Genomic DNA, 14,920 nt, shown 5'->3' with positions numbered 1-14,920 from the left:
GCCGGTCCGGTGTATCCGGCTGCATGACGAAGCTACTCGATCGCCGCAAGTTCATCACCCGTTCCGCCGCCGGAGCCGCTGCAAGCCTCGGTGGATTTCCGCTGTTCTCGATCGGCAAGCCGGGAGCTTCGGCCAACGGCAAGATCAACGTGGCGGTGGTCGGGGCCGGCGGCATGGGCGGCTACGCCTTCCGCACCGCCGCGTCGCGGGAGAATCTCGTCGCGATCTGCGACGTCGATTTCGCCCGGGCATCGCGGGCTCTGAACAAGCACCCGGACATCCCGCACTTCAAGGACTTCCGGGTGATGCTCGACAAGATGGGCGATCAGATCGATGCGGTCGCCATCTCGACACCCGACCACACGCACTTTCCGATCGCGATGGCGGCGATGGAGCGGGGCAAGCATGTCTTCGTGCAGAAACCGCTGGCCCACAACATCTGGCAGTGCCGGACGCTTCAGAAGGCCGCGGAGAAGTACAAGGTGGTGACGCAGATGGGCAACCAGGGCCACCAGATGGATGGCATGCGCCGGATCAAGGAATGGTACGATGCCGGAATCGTTGGCGAGGTGCCGGAGGTGGTGACCTGGACGAATCGACCGATTGGTCCGTGGTTCGTGCCGCCGAAGTCCTTCCCGCCGAAGGCCGCGCCGGTTCCCGAAAAGCTCGACTGGGACCTTTGGCAGGGTCCGGCGGAGGCGCGCGAGTTCAGCCCCGAGTATGTCCCGACCCTCTGGCGCGGGTGGTGGGACTACGGTTGCGGATCTCTTGGAGACATCGGTTGCCACACCTTCGATGCCCCTTTCTGGGTCCTGGGCCTGGGGATGCCCGAGAAGGTCGAAGTCGAGCGCGAGGATCCGCCGGACCCCGGGTACATCCCGATGAGTTCGAAAGTGACGTACTATTTCCCGGCACGCGGTGAGAAGCCCCCGGTGAAGCTGACCTGGTACGAGCGCGGTTTCGAGGTGCCCAAACCGGACGGATGGGAGAAGGACAAGCCACTCCCGGAAGAGGGCGGCATGTACATGAAGGGGAGCAAGGAGATCCTCTTCCACCCCGGAATGCGGCCGAACAGTCCGAGCATCGTTCCTTCGTCGCGCTTCAAGGACCTGCGGGCCGAGCTTTCGAAGATCGAGCGCCTGCCGAGCGCACCCGGTGGCCCCATCGAGGAGTGGTTGGAAGCGATCAAGGGCAATGGTCGTCCGGGCTCGCCCTTCGACTACGCCGCGCCGCTGACCGAAATGGTGCTGCTCGGGGCGATCGCCCAGCGCAGCGGCAAGACCATCGAGTGGGATGCCGCGAACATGAAGGTCAAGGGCCAGCCGGAGCTGGATGCCTGGATCAAGGAGCCGGTGCGGAAGGGTTGGGAGTATGATGTGTGAGTCGGGTATCCCGCGCTGACCCGGGAGGCACGCACTGCCCGGGGCCGGGAAGGTCCGCGAAGCACCCTTCGGGCTAGCGGCGAAAGTCGGCGGGTTTCATGCCGGTGTGCCGGATGAAGGCCCGGTGGAAACTCGAGGCCGACCGGTAGCCGCAGCGGTCCGAAATCTCCGCGAGCGACAGGCTCGTCGAGGTGAGCAGACCGATTGCCCGGCGGATCCGGTAGTTGCGAAGGTAGGTCCCCAATTGCACGCCGAACTGCGCCTTGAACTTCTCGCGCAGGTGGCGGTCCGAGATCCGGAGTCGCTCGGCCAGCGGTGCGATCCGCAACTCCTCGGGGGGAAGCGCCTCCAACTCCTTCTGCAGCCTTGGCCAGAGGCCCGCGAAGGGCCTCGGCGGAAGGTCGGAACGGCCGTGTTCTTCCACCCGTTCGCACAGCCGGCAGAGCATCTTCGAGAGGGTGAGCGAGAGGAAGTCTCCGCGCCCCTGGTCGGCGGCATCGGTGAAACGCGAAACCATGCGGCCGAGGTCCCGACGATCGGCAGCGTCGAGATTCAGGGTGTGCTGGCGCAGCGGCGCGAGCCGTTCGGGTTCGTCGGTTTCGAAGGTGAGCATAAGCCACAGAATGCTCGGGTCGGCGAGATCGAGGAAGTGGTGGTAGGATTGGGGAAAGACAAGATGGGCCTGACCCGGCTTCAACGCGAAGGGAATGCCGTCGACCGACACCGCCCCGGCGGTTTCGAGGCAGTTCACCAGGCAGAAGCGCCGGTGCAGGTGGGATTCCGCGCTGCGACGCCGGAGCTCGTGGGCATCGACCCGCGAAAAGAGCAGCACGTCGTCGGGGGAACAGGCGTGATGCCGCCGACATCCCTCGAAGTAGGCGGCGGGTGACGGCGGAGTGGGCAACTTGCGAGCGTTCTTGTGCAGCTGCTGAGCGTCCGGATTCATGGACAACCCTCGCTTCCGGAAATGACAGAAGTAAAGCCGAATAAAGACTGCGCGAAACGGCGGCCTGCCGGGCATTCACGGTGAGGGACCGATGCGCTGCGGTCGACAGGCCTGTCGTTTGCCGGGCCGCGGATTGACTTGGTTGCGGCTTTTATTACGGATTAGTTAAATAAAAAGAACGAGTCCTTTCAGCCAATTTCGGTGACCGTCATTCCGGTCTCGCCCACGGAGTCCCCGAGTGTTTTCCCGATCAGGTTCCGATAAAGCGGGCTCTCCGGGCCGAGCAAGGTGACGGTGCGTCCCTCGTGCTCGACTTCGTGGCCGCCACCGGCCGGCAGGAGGAGGAACCACTCCGTTTCGCCGTCCCGCTCGGTCTCGACCAGTGCTCCGCAGACGATGGGCTCGGTCAGGTCGAGGTCATGAGCCTCGAACGAGCCCAACTGTCGGATCGCCTCGGCAAGACCTTCCACCTGCCTGGCCTGACCCTCGGCGAGGTAGGAAGCTTCGAGGCTCCGCGTGTCGTATTTGCCCTCGGCCCGGCTGTCCGGATCGGTGGCCGCCGCATGGGCCTCCTGGGCGGCCTCACTCAAGCGCTCGAGATGCTTGCGCAGCTCCTGGCGGACGAGATCCAGCAGTTTCGATTTGGCTCCCATGGGCGAGGCGGAGTCTTGCGTGGAAAAGCGAGCGCGGCAAGATCGGGGGGTGCTCAAGATCTACACCTACAAAAAGTGCAGCACTTGCCGCAAGGCGACCAAGTGGCTGGAGGAACGCGGCATCGAATTCGAGGAGCGGCCCATTCGGGAAACACCGCCGACATCGACCGAACTCCGAACGATGCTGAAGGCGCGGGGCGGGGACCTGCGACGGCTCTTCAACACCTCGAGCCAGGACTATCGCGATGCTGGCCTGAAGGACCGGCTCGAGGGCATGAGCGAGAAGGAGGCCTTCGCGATCCTCCACGAAACCGGCAACCTGGTGAAGCGGCCTTTCCTCATCGGGAAGGACGTGGCGGTGAACGGCTTTCGAGAAGCGGAATGGAAGGAAGTCCTCGGCTGAATGGAAGCGACCGGGTGGATCAGACGGTTAGTCCGGTCGTGTCGAACTCGTAGGCCTGGGTCGACTTCACGACCTCGTCCCAAGTCACCGTCTCGCCACCGCGGTAGCAGGCCTCGCGGGCGAGCAGGGCGAGGTAGTGGCTCTGCACGCTGGGCGCGACGGTCTCCTGGGCGTAGTTGCCCTTGGTGATGTCGTCATGGAAGGTCTTCCAGTTGTTGGCGACGCCGCGTTCGTAGAGGCCCCGGATCTTTTCCTTCATGAAGCTGTCGCCGTTGAAGGACTTCTCACCGCGGATGAAGACTTCGCCCGAGTAGTCGGCGCTCAGGCTGCCGCGGCTGCCGTGGAGCTTGACCCAGATGCCGTGGTGCTGCGGCAGGCCGTGGCCCTCGAAGCGCTTGGCCCGGAGTTCCACCGTGAACCCTTCGCCGTAGTCGTAGGTGGCGACCCAGCGGTCCTGGACGTCCCCGGGGCGTGGTTCGGGGAGCTTGTCGAGAAGCACCCGGCCGGTGTGGCCGGTGGCCGAGACCGGCGGGCGCCCGACCATCAGGCTCGCCATGTCGATCGCGTGAATGCTGAACTCGATGAGGGATTCGCCGCACAGTTCCTTCCACTGGAGCCAGTTCTTGAGCTTGGCCTCCTTGGGCCCCGTGGGCGTCCGGATCTCGAAGGCCGGACAGGTGCCCTCGATCTCGCCATAGCCCAAGGTGCCGAGATCTCCGGCGGCCACGCGCCGGGCGGCCTCGTGGTAGTGATCGAGAGCGCGGGTCTGGAAGTCGATCAGGAAGCAGCGCTTGTTTTCGGCCGCCTTCCGGGCCGCCGCCTCGATGCGTGCCACGCCGGGGGCATCGACCGCGATCGGCTTCGCCAGCCAGACGTGATGGCCGGCATCGACCGCGGCCTCGACCTGCTCGGGATGGAAGTAGGGGGGCGAAAGCACGGCGACGATGTCGATCCCTCCGGCATCGAGCATTCGCTTGAAGCAGTCGAGACCCGTGAAGCGACGCTCGGCCGGGACCCCGAACTGCTCGCCCTTATCATCCACGGCCGCCTGGAAATAATCCGCCAGGGCGGCAATTTCGAAGCGGCCGTCCTTGACCGCCATCTTCGCCACGGTGTTGCAGCGTCCGCCGCAGCCAATGATGCCGACGCGCAGCTTGGCGCCGCCGGATGACTGCGCCTGTGCCGTGCCGCCAAGGGAGACGGCGGCGGTGGCGAGGCCGGCGGTGGCGAGAAAATCGCGGCGCGGGGTGCGGGCGGGCAATTCAGACATGACGTGTGGGATGGGTTCGGAGTTTTCGATGACCAGTGGCGGATCCGGGATGATGAAGTTCTACGGGCATGCGCCGCCGGGCATGTCATCGAATCCCACCTCCCGTGAGGCATCCGGGCTACTGCTCCTCGGCCTGCCTGCGGAGTTGTTCGAGCCGGGAGAGTGGTTTGGCGGTGGGCTTGGCGGGCCCGGGTTTCGGATCAGGCGTCGCGGGTTTCGCGGCGACCTGGGGACGGGGCTTGTCGATGCGGAGCACGCCGCCCTGGGCGCATTGGTGAAGGACCTCGCCATCGCCATGCGGAATGTGGATCCGGAGAAACAGGCCGGAGTGCTTTCCCACCACCGCATCCTTCGAAACGGTGACCGGGAAGGTGAGGCTCGAGGTCTCGTGAGTGAAGGTCAGCGGGGCGCTGGTGGCACCGTGTGGCAGGCCGATGAGTTCGGCCCGCGCCTCGCCGACGAATTCCCGAGCGTGTTCCAACTGGCAAAGCACCGAGGTGTTTCTGCCCTGCTCGGTGGCTCCCAGTGCGATCGAGGCGCTCAGCCACGGTTCGACGACCCGCAGGGTGACGAATTCCGACGAGACGATGACCGGCCCCTCTGGCGTCGGGGCTTCACCGAGCACCGCAAGCTTCCACTCGCCGACCGGGGCGTCTTCGGTTGCGTTGATCTCATACAGCGCCCCGTTTTCCTTGGCGGCAAGCGGCACCACTTCGGGAGCGCCGATCCCGGGCGGGCGCCAGAGCAGGCGCAGGGTGACCTTGCCGTCGCAACCATGGCGATCGATGCCGACCCCGAGCTTCACCGTTCCGCGGGGAACGACGGGGGCACCGGGCGGATCCAGGCGGACGTGAAACGGGGCTTCCTTGATCACCGCGACGGCGATGTCCCCGGAGTGCCAGCTGTGATAGGGGCCCTGGTTGTTGATCTCGATGTGATGAATGGTCTCTTCGAGGGCTCCGTCCACCTCCGGGGTGCCCTCACCGGTCGAGCGGATGCGGAAGCGGTGAAAGCCGCCTTCGATCGGGGCGTCCGCCGCGGCGCGGAACAGCAGCGGGAAGCTGTTCAGTGAGCGCGGGATTTCGGGCACTTCGATGCTGACGCCCACAGGGAGCGAAACCGCCTCGAACTCCGCCGCGCAACCGAGGTTGGTGCGGGTGATGTTGACCGGTGTGGCGCAGAGGTTGCCTCGGGGAATGACGACCATCTTTCGGGCCTGCGAGTCGTTGCGCCGGGCCACGGGAAGGCCTGCGGAAATCGCCGGAGCCCGATGGCGCACTTCGAGCCGATAGACGTAGTCGGGACCGGAACGGGCGAGCTTGTCGCGCAGATACAGTTCGTAAATGCCGTCCGCCGGGCACTTCCAGCGGATCACGGAGTCGGGCCCGTCCTGGTCGTCGTTGCTTTCGATCCCCTTGCCGTCGGGTCCGCGGAGGCCGATGACGGCATCCAGCGGTGAGCGCAGATGGCGGGCCAGCACCCGGATCTCGTAGTTGCGATTCTTCTTCGCTTCGAAGCGGAACCAATCGGTGTCCTTCGGAGTGCCGATCGCGCCGTGGACGGCACAGGGCGGAACCAGAGGCACGGGTGCCTGCTTAGGGCCGTTGTTGGGTTCGGTCTCGGCGAGATGGGGGAGGGATGAAACCTCGATCCAATTCGGCGACGGGGAGGGGATCCCATCGCGTTCCGCGAAGACGGGAAAAAGCCCCGAGGCATCGGCAGGGATCGTGATTGTCCGGGTGATCTCGCCCAAAGGGTCGCCGAGGAAGCGGAAGTCGATGGTTTCCCCGGGCCGCGCAGCCGGAGGAACGACGGTCGAGGGGCGGGGGAAGCTGCCGACATGGAGCCGGTACTGGGAGGCATCACTCCCTTGGTACGCCGCTTCCCGTACCGAAATGCGGTAGAGCCCGTCCTTCGGTGCGAGCATCGAGACGAAGGCGTCGGTACGGAGCAGCGTGGCATCGTCGCAGGACGCGATTTCGAAGCCGTCCGGATCGAGGATCGCCACCCGGGCATCGAAGAACACGCGCCCGAGCCGCATCGCCTCGACCTCGACGGAAAGAGGCTCTTCCTTCTTCAAGGCCACCGCGAAGATGTCCTCGTCCTCCGTCTTGATCACGCCGTGCACCGTCACGTTGCGGTTGATCTCCTGGGGGTCGTCGAAATCGTTGTTCGGCTCCACTTCCGGCAGCGTGGGGAAGGGGCCGATCCAGAAACTGCGCAGGTAGCTCACCCCGCCATCGGTGCGGAGTCGCAGCGGATGCTCGCCGAGCGGGGCATTGGGGGAGATGCGGATGCGGGCGAGCACGGTCCTGCCATCGCGAACCTGCTTCTTCCCTCCCTCTTTGTCCTCGGTGATGACCCGTTCTTCGAGCGAGAGAACCTCGATTCCCGGCCTCTGCAGGAGAAGTTCCCGAGGCTCGCGGAGACGTTCGCCATGGAGGCGGATCACGAGTTCGCCGCCGCGCTGGGCACCGCGGGGCTGGACGTGGCGGAGATCCGGCGTGAAGGCGGCGGAAGCCGCGGCGGCGAGGACGAGCCAGAGCGGCAAGGCTTTCATCGGAAGAGGCGATCCAGCGGCTCGAAGACCGGGTTCATCCAGTGCGACTCGGTGACCTTGATCTCGACCGGCCCGCTGATCCGGATCCCCTCGGCGAACTTCGAGATCGATTTGTATTCAGGAAGCATGGTGTCCGGGTTCAGCGCCGTGCCCGGCTCCATGAGCAGGAAGTAGGCACCGAAATAGACGACAACGAGCAGGACCAGGGCGAAGGCGATCTTTTTCATGGCGGAAGGTCAGGCGAGAATCGAGTCGAGCACCTTGCCGCCATCGACGATCTCGATCGGGCGGTTGCCGGGGGCCATCAGCTCCTTGTCGGCGGTGATCCCGATCTGGTGGTAGATCGTGGTCGCGAGGTCCTGGACCGTCACCCCGTCGGTGTCGACTTCGCCGCCGAGCGCGTCGGACGAGCCGTGAACGTGGCCGCGTTTCACCCCGCCCCCGGCGAGCATCACCGAGAACACGCGCGGCCAGTGATCGCGGCCCCCGGTCGGGTTGATCTTCGGGGTCCGCCCGAACTCGGACGTCAGGCACACCAGCGTTTCGTCGAGCATTCCGCGTTCTTCGAGGTCGGTGATCAGGGCGGCGACGGCCTTGTCCACGGGGGGAAGATTGCCGTCGATGCCGCCGCGGATGTTGTCGTGGTGGTCCCAGCGGCCGGCGGTCAGCGAGACGAAGCGCACCCCGCCCTCGATCAGGCGTCGGGCAAGCAGCATCCGCTGGCCCGCCTCGCCGCGCCCGTAGCGATCCTTGGTCTTGTCATCCTCGGCTGCGAGGTTGAAGGCCTCGCGGGCGGTCTGTGACGAGATCAGCTTGTAGGCGTGCTGGTAGAAGGCGTCCATCGAGTCCAGGGCGTCGGACTTCTCCAACTCCCGGAAATGCGAGTCGACGGTTTCCAGCATCGATCGCCTCCGATGGAAACGCTCCTCCGACACGTCGCCGGGCAGGTTCAGGTCGCGGACCTGGAAGTTTTCGTTCGAGGGATCCGATCCCAGTCCGAACGGTCCGTAGGCGGAGGAAAGGTAGCCGGAGTTGGCGAACTCGTTGGGCACGTTGGGGACGCATACGTACGGGGGCAGGTCGTTGCGCGGCCCGAGTTCGTGGGAGATGACCGAGCCGATCGACGGGTATTCGAGGGCCGGAGAAGGCCGGTAGCCGGTGAACATGTTGTGGGTGCCGCGCTCGTGGGCGGCCTCGCCATGGGACATGGAGCGGATCACCGTGAACCGGTCCGCCAGCTTCGCGAGTTGCGGAATCCTGGCACCGAACTGAACCCCCGGCAGTGCGGTGTCGATCGCCCCGAAGGGGCCGCGGTACTCGCTGGGCGCGTGGGGTTTCGGGTCGAAGGATTCCTGGTGCGACATGCCGCCCGGCAGGAAGATGTGGATGATCCCCTTGGCCGGCCCCTCCTTCGTCTCGTAGAACTTCTGGGCACCCATCGCCTGCTGGCGGAGGAAGCCGGGCAGCGACAGACCGAGTCCGCCCATCAGGCCGACGTAGAGGAACTCGCGACGGGAGCTGTAGTTTTCGAGGGGGTTGCCGGGGCAATCGGGTTTCATGGGCAAATGAAGAGGTCCAATCGAATAGTTACGCCGGGGATCGGGCCAAGTTTCAAGTGGTCTTTGAGATTCCGGAATTTTAAGAATGGTTCGGAGCTCCGGACCAAGGAGCCTGGCCCCATCGGACTCAAGCTGTTCACGGGGGAATGGTTCGGGCTTTCCGCTTCCTTCTTATCGTGAAGTCCGAGTCTGCGGCGGAGAGCTACGAGGCACCCGGCAACTCGCGGGCGGATCGGCCGAGAGCATCGGCGGTCCGCAGGGCGGCGCGTTCCAGAAGGGAGTCGAGTCCGTCGAGGAGCGTCATCGCCCCGGCATGCCATTCCTTGTTGCGCCACCGGTCTTCGGCCATTTCGAGGAGGTCATCGAGTTCATCGTCGGCGATGAATGGCTCGAGGCCGTAGCCGAGCGTGAGGGCGGCATTCGCGGCGACCGGATCGACCAGCAGCAGGATGCGCCGGTTGCCACCGAGTTTTTCAGTCTCGGTGGCGAAGGCACCGAGGTTGAACATCCAGAAGGCATGGAGCCGGATGGGATGTCCGTCGGTGAAATGCCGGAAGACCAGCTGAACCCGGACCTGCGGAAAACGTTGGGCGATCTCATCGACCTGCCGGCGAAGCCGCTTGCTCTCAGCGGGAGTGAGCGCCCCGCTGCTGTCGCACACTTCCGGCTCGATCCTCGGCACCGGCCCCAGCAGTTGCGCCGCCCGCCGCAGATCGAGCCGGCAGCCGGGGCAGTCCGGGCTGGTCTCCTCAAGGGCGGTGTCGCAGTAGGGGCAGCGCATCGGGCTCAGTCCTCTTCCTCTTTTCCGTCATCCCCGGCGTCCTCGGGAGCATCCGGCCGGATCAGGACCTGGATCGCCCGGTCCTTCCCGAAGTAGTCCGTGGCCAGTTGATTGATCTCCTCCAGGGTGATCGAGGCGATGTCCTCCTCGCGATCGCGGGCGAGTTCGAACATCTCCGCTTCGATGGTGCTTCCCGACATCACGTTTCCGAGCCAGTAGCTGTTGTCCCGAAGCGACTTCTCGATGTCGGCCAGCGCCGGGTTGCGTGCGCGGTCGAGCTCGTCCTCGGTGGCCCCGCCCGTGGCGAGTTCGTCGGCGAGGTTCACGCTCACGGCGGTGAGTTGCGGGATGTTTTCCGGAGTGCCGCGGCTCAGGGCCATCAGGAAACCGAAGTCCTCAAGTGCGGTGGACCCGCTGGCTCCGGCCTGCGGACTGTACGATGCTCCTAGTTCTTCCCGGATCTCCTCGCGAAGGCGATCGCCGAGAATGTCGGCAAGGATCTGAAGCCGGCGGAACCGGCGGCGATCCTCCCGCGGGCCGGGGCACTTCCAGACGATGGCCGCCTGGCCTTGCGGAATCTTGCTTTCGAAGGTGAAGGTCTTCGTCTGGGGCGCTTCCGGAAACTCCACACTCCGGTCGAGGGCCGGGGCCTGCCAACGATCGGGACGCTGCTCGATGGCGCCGAAGGTTGCGAGGATCGCCGGGATCAGGGAGTCGGGATCGAAGTCGCCCACCACGTTGAGTTCGACGGAGGCGGGCGTGAAGTCGCTGCCCAGCCATGGCTCGAGATCGGACGCCTCGTAGGCGAGGAAAACTTCCGGCTCCCCCGGAAACGAGAATCGCGGATCTCCGCCACGAAGCCATGAGGACATTTCCTGCATCGGACCGCTCGGGGTGTGCTTGAGTTGCTGGAAAAGCATCGGGACCGCCTTCCGAAATTGCTCGATGGCTTCGTCGCGGTAGGCCGGGTGGAGCAGCCGGGCGGTCATCAACTGAAGCTGGGCTTCGAGGTCGTCGGGGGTCGTGCCGCCCGAGATCGAGAAGTGGTCCTCCTGCACCGAGAAGCCGGCGCTGACGTTCCTGCCGGCGAAGATCTGCTGGAGTTCGTCCGCCGAATGGACCCCGACCCCGGCCTCGTTCACGACCGCCGTGGCGAAGTCCGCAAGCCCGGGCTTGTCGCTCGGGGCGGTCAGGCGCCCGTAACCGATCCGGGCCTTCAACTGGATCCGGTTCTTCTCGAAGTCGGTCGGCTTGAAGTTCACCGTGACCCCGTTGCCCAGCACCAGCCGGGTGATCCCGAGACCCTCGATTTCCTGCTGCGAGGCGATCTTTCCGGCGTCGCCGAAATCGGTGTAGGCGAAGCTCTTCACCTCGGCTTCTTCGGGTGCCTCGACGGGGACTTCCGCGGCCGCGCGGTAGGCCTCGAGAAGGGCCTCCCGGGCACCATCGGGTTCCTCTTTCGTGGTCAGGATGAGATAGACGCCCTTGTCGGCCCAGAATCCGCGGAAGGCGGCGTGACAATCGGCCGCGGTGAGTTCATCGAGCGCGGTGGCGACGACCTCGAGGTCGGTCGCCGGATCGGTCAGGACGCGTCCGTCATTGATCGAGCGGGTAATGCCGGTGGCGAGATCGCCCGACTGGCGGCTGTCCTTCGATTCGACCGCCTGCTCGTAGCGGTTGAGGGTGTTCGCGCGGGCTTCCGCGAACTCGGCGGCGGTGAAGCCGTGTTCAAGCGCGCGGCGGAACTCCTGCTCGAGCACGGCCGTGGCATCGGGCCAGCGATCATCCGCCACGGCGACATCGATGCTCCCCAGCGTGACGTAGTTGAAGAGGTCCGAGCGGGAGGCGGAGCCGCCGAGGATGGGCGAGCCCTCCTTCTTGGCCAGCCGGTCGAAGCGGGTGCCGAGCATCGAGTGGGCGAGTGCCAGGCGGAGCTTTTCGACCCGTGTCTCCCGGCGATCCGGCAGCGGCGTGTAGGCCTCGATGGTCAGCAGTCCGAGCTCGGTGGCGGAGACCTCCTTGTCGGCGAAGACAAAGGCCTCGACGCCCTCGGCTTCGCGAATCTCACCCAGCTTTGGATCGGTGCCGGGGCTCTCCGGATTGGTCAGCGATCCGAAGGCTTCTTCAATCCGCCGTTTCGCGTCCCCGGGATCGATGTCTCCCACCACCACGAAGGTCATGCGCTCCGGCGCGTAGTAGCTTTCGTAGAATTCGACGAAGCGCTCCCGTGGCGCGTCGCGGATGACCTCCTCGACGCCGATCGGGAAGCGTTTGGTCAGCAGCGAGTCGGGCATCAGGGTCTCGAACTGCTTCAGCATGAGACGGTAGTCCACCGAGTCCCGCGAGGTCTTCTCGGCGAGAATCACACCGCGTTCCTTGTCGATCTCGTCGGTCTTGAGCAGCGCGCCATCGGCGAAGTCGCGCATCACCGTGAAGCCGAGGCCCAGCATCTCATCACTGAGGTCGGGAAGATCGAGCATGTAGACGGTCTCATCGAAGGACGTGTAGGCATTGACGTGCGCGCCGAAGGCGATGCCGAGCCGCTGCATGCGGGGGATCAGCTCTTCGGGGGTGAAGTTCTTCGAGCCGTTGAAGACCATGTGCTCGAGGAAGTGCGCCAGTCCGCGCTGGTCCTTCCTTTCCATCAGCGAGCCCGCCTTGATGTGGAGCCGGATGCTGACCCGCTCGGGTGGCTCGCCATGGGGCAGAATGATGTAGCGCATGCCGTTCTCCAGATTGCCGAAGACCGCCTTCGGGTCGGTCGGGAGGTCGCTTTCGTCGTGAGGCCAGGCGACGCTCTGGGGGTCCGAAAGGCTGGGCTGCCTGGTGCCGGCCGCCGCTTCGGAAGAGGGTGTCTCCTTCGGCGATTCCTTGGGTTCGCCGGGTTCGGTTTCCGGCCGGGTGATCATGACGACCAGCGCGGCGACGGCCAGCAGCAGGGTCAGGACGATGGGAGCGGGATTCCTCATGGCCGGACGGTGACGAGGGCGCGGGGGGCTGGCAACGCCGAATCCCGTTCCGTGGCCGCTTTGGATCCGAGAATTCCTATTGCCAAACGGGGGGCGGCATGCTGTTTTCGCCGCCCGTCGTTCTACTCGACCCAAAACGCGCACGTGGCGGAATTGGTAGACGCGCATGATTCAGGTTCATGTGTCCGCAAGGACGTGGAGGTTCGATTCCTCTCGTGCGCACCATCACAGTGGGTCGGACAAGGATCCCAAGGGTCCGCGGAGACCCTCTCTTTCTCTTCATCGTCCGGTACTGGATCAGCCCAAGAAGCTACCCTTCACAGTGGTTCGGTTTCAGGGACCCACATTCCCCGTTGTGCCACGGACTGCCCGGCACGATGTAGACGGTCTGAGTGTCCCGCTCACCGAGCCAGTCGCCCCGTCTGCGGGTCACGAACTCGGGCCCATTGTCCGGGCGGATGTGGGCCCTGTTGTCAGTGGGAATCATCCCAGCGCCACGTCGAGAATCATCATCAAGGTGAAGCCGACGATGCAGGACAGGGTGGAGAGGTCGATCCGTCGGTTCGCTTGGGATTCGGGGATCAGCTCCTCGATCACGACGAAAATCATCGCGCCGGCCGCAAAACACAAAGCCCAAGGCAGGATGATCCCGACCTGCGTCACCAACCATGCCCCCAGGAGCGCCGCCACCGGCTCGACGATCGCCGACAGGTGCCCGACGTGAAAGCACTTCCATCGCGACAGTCCGGCCCGTCGCATGGGCATCGCCACCGAGATCCCTTCCGGGAGGTTCTGGATCCCGATGCCGGCTGCCAGCGCGATGGCCGAGGCGTAGTTGCCTCCCAACGCGAAATCCGCGCCGCCGGCTGCGGCACCGAACGCGACGCCCACCGCCAGTCCCTCGGGGATGTTGTGGATGGTCATCGCCAGAAAGAGGAGCGTGCTCTGCTTGAGCTTGCTTCGCGGTCCCTCGGAGTGCTGCAGCGCCGGATGGAGATGGGGCACCAGAGCGTCCAGTCCCCGCAGCACCGCAGCCCCCAGCAGGAATCCACCCGCCGCCACCAGCCATGCGGGCGGGCCCGCCGAGCTTTTCGCAATCTCGATGCCCGGAGCGAGCAACGACCAAAAACTGGCGGCGATCATCACGCCTCCAGCGAAACCCAGCATGGCGTCGTCGAGGGCGGGCGGGAGGCTGCGCTTGAAAAGAACCAGGGTGGCCCCCAGCAGGGTCATCACCCACGTAAAGCCTCCTGCCAGCAGCGCTTGGACCCATGGAGAAAGTTGGGTGAACCATTCGGGCATGTCAGCCAGGCGTTTCTCCTCTGAGCCCGGGTCACGAGCGGCCGCGGACGCGCGCGCTGAGACAGTCCGCCGATCCAGAGTCGAAGCCGGATCGCTTGGCGCTCAGCGGGCGTCGGAGTTTCGGACGGCTCATTCCTCGGTGACGATCCGCTCTTCCTCCACGCCGAGCTCGCGGAGCGCGGTGGTGACGTCTTCCACCATGTCCGGAGGACCGCAGACGTAGAAATATTGTTCGAAGTCGTCGATCTGCTCGGCCAGCAGTTCCTTGTCGATCCGGCGCGTCGGGTAGGTGGCGCTCTTCTCGTCGGTCACCAGGAAAAGCGCCCGGTCTCCAAGCAAGCGCTTCAGTTCTCCGGCGAGGATAATGTCGCTTTCCGTGTCGTTGGAGAAGATCAGCCGGTTGCCGTCGAGCTCGCCGCGATGGTGGAGGTCGCGCAGAATGGCCAGGAAGGGCGTCACTCCCGCGCCCCCCGCGATGAAGACCCCGGGCCCCTGGTAGGTGATCGCGCCCCACGGGTCTCCAATTTCCAACTCCTCGCCGACTTCCAGCTCGGCGAGGCGGTCGGTGACTCCGTCGCGTTCGGGGTAGATCTTGATCGTGAACTCCAGCTTCGGATCCTCCGGGAGGGAGGAGAAGGTGAACGGGCGCTTTTCGTCCTTCCAGTGGTCCTTCGGGATCGAGACCTCCGTGGCTTGGCCGGGCTTGAACTCGAAGTTTTCGGGTTTCGTGGTCACGAAGCGTCCGACGTCCGGCGTGAGCGATTCGATCTCCTCGATGGTGACGGTGTGGGGTGTGGACATAGGATGGTGGGGAGGTATTGAACGGGATGTTCCGGCCTTGTCGGGACCGCGGGCAGGCGCGGGGCCGGAATGCGCCGCGACAGATTCGCCGCCCCGGCGACTCAGGATAACGACGATGGCAGCTGGGTGCGGTCCGGTAAATCAGCGGGCGTTCCATGCCGGCGTGCCCGGGCCCGCCTAGCAGCCGTACGCGGATTCACTAGTGTAGCCCGTCCAACAGATTGGTAGTTTTTGGAACCGCAGATTAAGGGGATTACGCAGATTTTAAGAGTCCAGAAAATCTGCGTAATCCGT

The 14,920-nt window shown here is 65.1% G+C and carries 12 protein-coding genes and 1 tRNA gene; 3 read left to right on the top strand and 10 right to left on the bottom strand.

Annotated features, from left to right (window positions below):
- The first annotated feature begins 23 nt into the window (after nucleotides 1-23).
- Nucleotides 24-1,382 carry a Gfo/Idh/MocA family protein gene (locus tag ACG2LG_RS14110; protein WP_396259988.1) on the top strand — a complete coding sequence of 453 codons (1,359 nt, stop codon included), beginning with the start codon at nucleotides 24-26 and terminating at the stop codon, nucleotides 1,380-1,382.
- A gap of 73 nt (nucleotides 1,383-1,455) precedes the next feature.
- On the opposite strand, the gene ACG2LG_RS14105 is transcribed toward ACG2LG_RS14110, so the two are convergent.
- Both ACG2LG_RS14105 and ACG2LG_RS14100 read right to left on the bottom strand, forming a co-directional pair.
- Nucleotides 1,456-2,328 (bottom strand): helix-turn-helix transcriptional regulator, encoded by an 873-nt coding sequence (locus ACG2LG_RS14105; protein WP_396259986.1) that lies wholly within the window; start codon nucleotides 2,326-2,328, stop codon nucleotides 1,456-1,458.
- 188 nt (nucleotides 2,329-2,516) lie between these two features.
- The gene (locus tag ACG2LG_RS14100; protein WP_396259985.1) at nucleotides 2,517-2,981 is read right to left on the bottom strand and encodes a transcription elongation factor GreAB; all 465 of its coding nucleotides are present in this window, start codon (nucleotides 2,979-2,981) and stop codon (nucleotides 2,517-2,519) included.
- Nucleotides 2,982-3,030: 49 nt separating this feature from the next.
- Here ACG2LG_RS14100 and ACG2LG_RS14095 point away from each other — a divergent pair, with 49 nt between their 5' ends.
- Nucleotides 3,031-3,384, top strand: a complete 354-nt coding sequence (locus ACG2LG_RS14095) for an arsenate reductase family protein (RefSeq protein WP_396259984.1) — start codon at nucleotides 3,031-3,033, stop codon at nucleotides 3,382-3,384.
- A gap of 19 nt (nucleotides 3,385-3,403) precedes the next feature.
- On the opposite strand, the gene ACG2LG_RS14090 is transcribed toward ACG2LG_RS14095, so the two are convergent.
- The 6 genes from ACG2LG_RS14090 to ACG2LG_RS14065 all read right to left on the bottom strand — a co-directional run bounded on the left by ACG2LG_RS14090 (nucleotide 3,404) and on the right by ACG2LG_RS14065 (nucleotide 12,523).
- Entirely contained in the window at nucleotides 3,404-4,654 is a 1,251-nt protein-coding gene (locus tag ACG2LG_RS14090; RefSeq protein WP_396259982.1) for a Gfo/Idh/MocA family protein, read from the bottom strand.
- 118 nt (nucleotides 4,655-4,772) lie between these two features.
- Nucleotides 4,773-7,214 (bottom strand): PPC domain-containing protein, encoded by a 2,442-nt coding sequence (locus ACG2LG_RS14085; RefSeq protein ID WP_396259980.1) that lies wholly within the window; start codon nucleotides 7,212-7,214, stop codon nucleotides 4,773-4,775.
- A complete protein-coding gene (locus ACG2LG_RS14080; RefSeq protein ID WP_396259978.1) occupies nucleotides 7,211-7,441 on the bottom strand; it encodes a hypothetical protein in 231 nt (76 codons plus the stop codon). The genes ACG2LG_RS14085 and ACG2LG_RS14080 overlap by 4 nt, the downstream gene beginning before the upstream one ends.
- A 9-nt stretch (nucleotides 7,442-7,450) precedes the next feature.
- The gene (locus ACG2LG_RS14075; RefSeq protein ID WP_396259976.1) at nucleotides 7,451-8,773 is read right to left on the bottom strand and encodes a DUF1501 domain-containing protein; all 1,323 of its coding nucleotides are present in this window, start codon (nucleotides 8,771-8,773) and stop codon (nucleotides 7,451-7,453) included.
- 202 nt (nucleotides 8,774-8,975) lie between these two features.
- On the bottom strand, nucleotides 8,976-9,554 hold the full coding sequence (locus ACG2LG_RS14070) for a TPM domain-containing protein (protein ID WP_396259974.1): 579 nt from the start codon (nucleotides 9,552-9,554) through the stop codon (nucleotides 8,976-8,978).
- Nucleotides 9,555-9,559: 5 nt separating this feature from the next.
- On the bottom strand, nucleotides 9,560-12,523 hold the full coding sequence (locus ACG2LG_RS14065; protein WP_396259972.1) for a M16 family metallopeptidase: 2,964 nt from the start codon (nucleotides 12,521-12,523) through the stop codon (nucleotides 9,560-9,562).
- Between the two features lie 138 nt (nucleotides 12,524-12,661).
- Here ACG2LG_RS14065 and ACG2LG_RS14060 point away from each other — a divergent pair.
- Nucleotides 12,662-12,748 (top strand) — tRNA-Leu (locus ACG2LG_RS14060).
- A gap of 258 nt (nucleotides 12,749-13,006) precedes the next feature.
- Here the strand turns inward: ACG2LG_RS14060 and ACG2LG_RS14055 are convergent.
- Entirely contained in the window at nucleotides 13,007-13,825 is an 819-nt protein-coding gene (locus ACG2LG_RS14055) for a ZIP family metal transporter (RefSeq protein WP_396259971.1), read from the bottom strand.
- A 129-nt stretch (nucleotides 13,826-13,954) separates the two neighbouring features.
- On the bottom strand, nucleotides 13,955-14,626 hold the full coding sequence (locus ACG2LG_RS14050; protein ID WP_396259969.1) for an FAD-binding oxidoreductase: 672 nt from the start codon (nucleotides 14,624-14,626) through the stop codon (nucleotides 13,955-13,957).
- Nucleotides 14,627-14,920: the final 294 nt, after the last annotated feature.

The sequence above is a fragment of the Haloferula sp. A504 genome, assembly GCF_044385805.1.
Taxonomy (GTDB): Bacteria; Verrucomicrobiota; Verrucomicrobiia; order Verrucomicrobiales; family Akkermansiaceae; genus Haloferula.
The sequence above is the reverse complement of the archived record's forward strand: the minus strand, read 5'-3'. Positions and strand labels throughout refer to the sequence as shown.

Bases quoted from the DNA above. Each gene is read 5' to 3' on its own strand.
- ACG2LG_RS14100 (WP_396259985.1), bottom strand. From the start codon at position 2,981: ATGGGAGCCAAATCGAAACTGCTGGATCTCGTCCGCCAGGAGCTGCGC.
- ACG2LG_RS14070 (WP_396259974.1), bottom strand. From the start codon at position 9,554: ATGCGCTGCCCCTACTGCGACACCGCCCTTGAGGAGACCAGCCCGGAC.
- ACG2LG_RS14105 (WP_396259986.1), bottom strand. From the start codon at position 2,328: ATGAATCCGGACGCTCAGCAGCTGCACAAGAACGCTCGCAAGTTGCCC.
- ACG2LG_RS14085 (WP_396259980.1), bottom strand. From the start codon at position 7,214: ATGAAAGCCTTGCCGCTCTGGCTCGTCCTCGCCGCCGCGGCTTCCGCC.
- ACG2LG_RS14055 (WP_396259971.1), bottom strand. From the start codon at position 13,825: ATGCCCGAATGGTTCACCCAACTTTCTCCATGGGTCCAAGCGCTGCTG.
- ACG2LG_RS14065 (WP_396259972.1), bottom strand. From the start codon at position 12,523: ATGAGGAATCCCGCTCCCATCGTCCTGACCCTGCTGCTGGCCGTCGCC.
- ACG2LG_RS14075 (WP_396259976.1), bottom strand. From the start codon at position 8,773: ATGAAACCCGATTGCCCCGGCAACCCCCTCGAAAACTACAGCTCCCGT.
- ACG2LG_RS14090 (WP_396259982.1), bottom strand. From the start codon at position 4,654: ATGTCTGAATTGCCCGCCCGCACCCCGCGCCGCGATTTTCTCGCCACC.
- ACG2LG_RS14110 (WP_396259988.1), top strand. From the start codon at position 24: ATGACGAAGCTACTCGATCGCCGCAAGTTCATCACCCGTTCCGCCGCC.
- ACG2LG_RS14050 (WP_396259969.1), bottom strand. From the start codon at position 14,626: ATGTCCACACCCCACACCGTCACCATCGAGGAGATCGAATCGCTCACG.
- ACG2LG_RS14080 (WP_396259978.1), bottom strand. From the start codon at position 7,441: ATGAAAAAGATCGCCTTCGCCCTGGTCCTGCTCGTTGTCGTCTATTTC.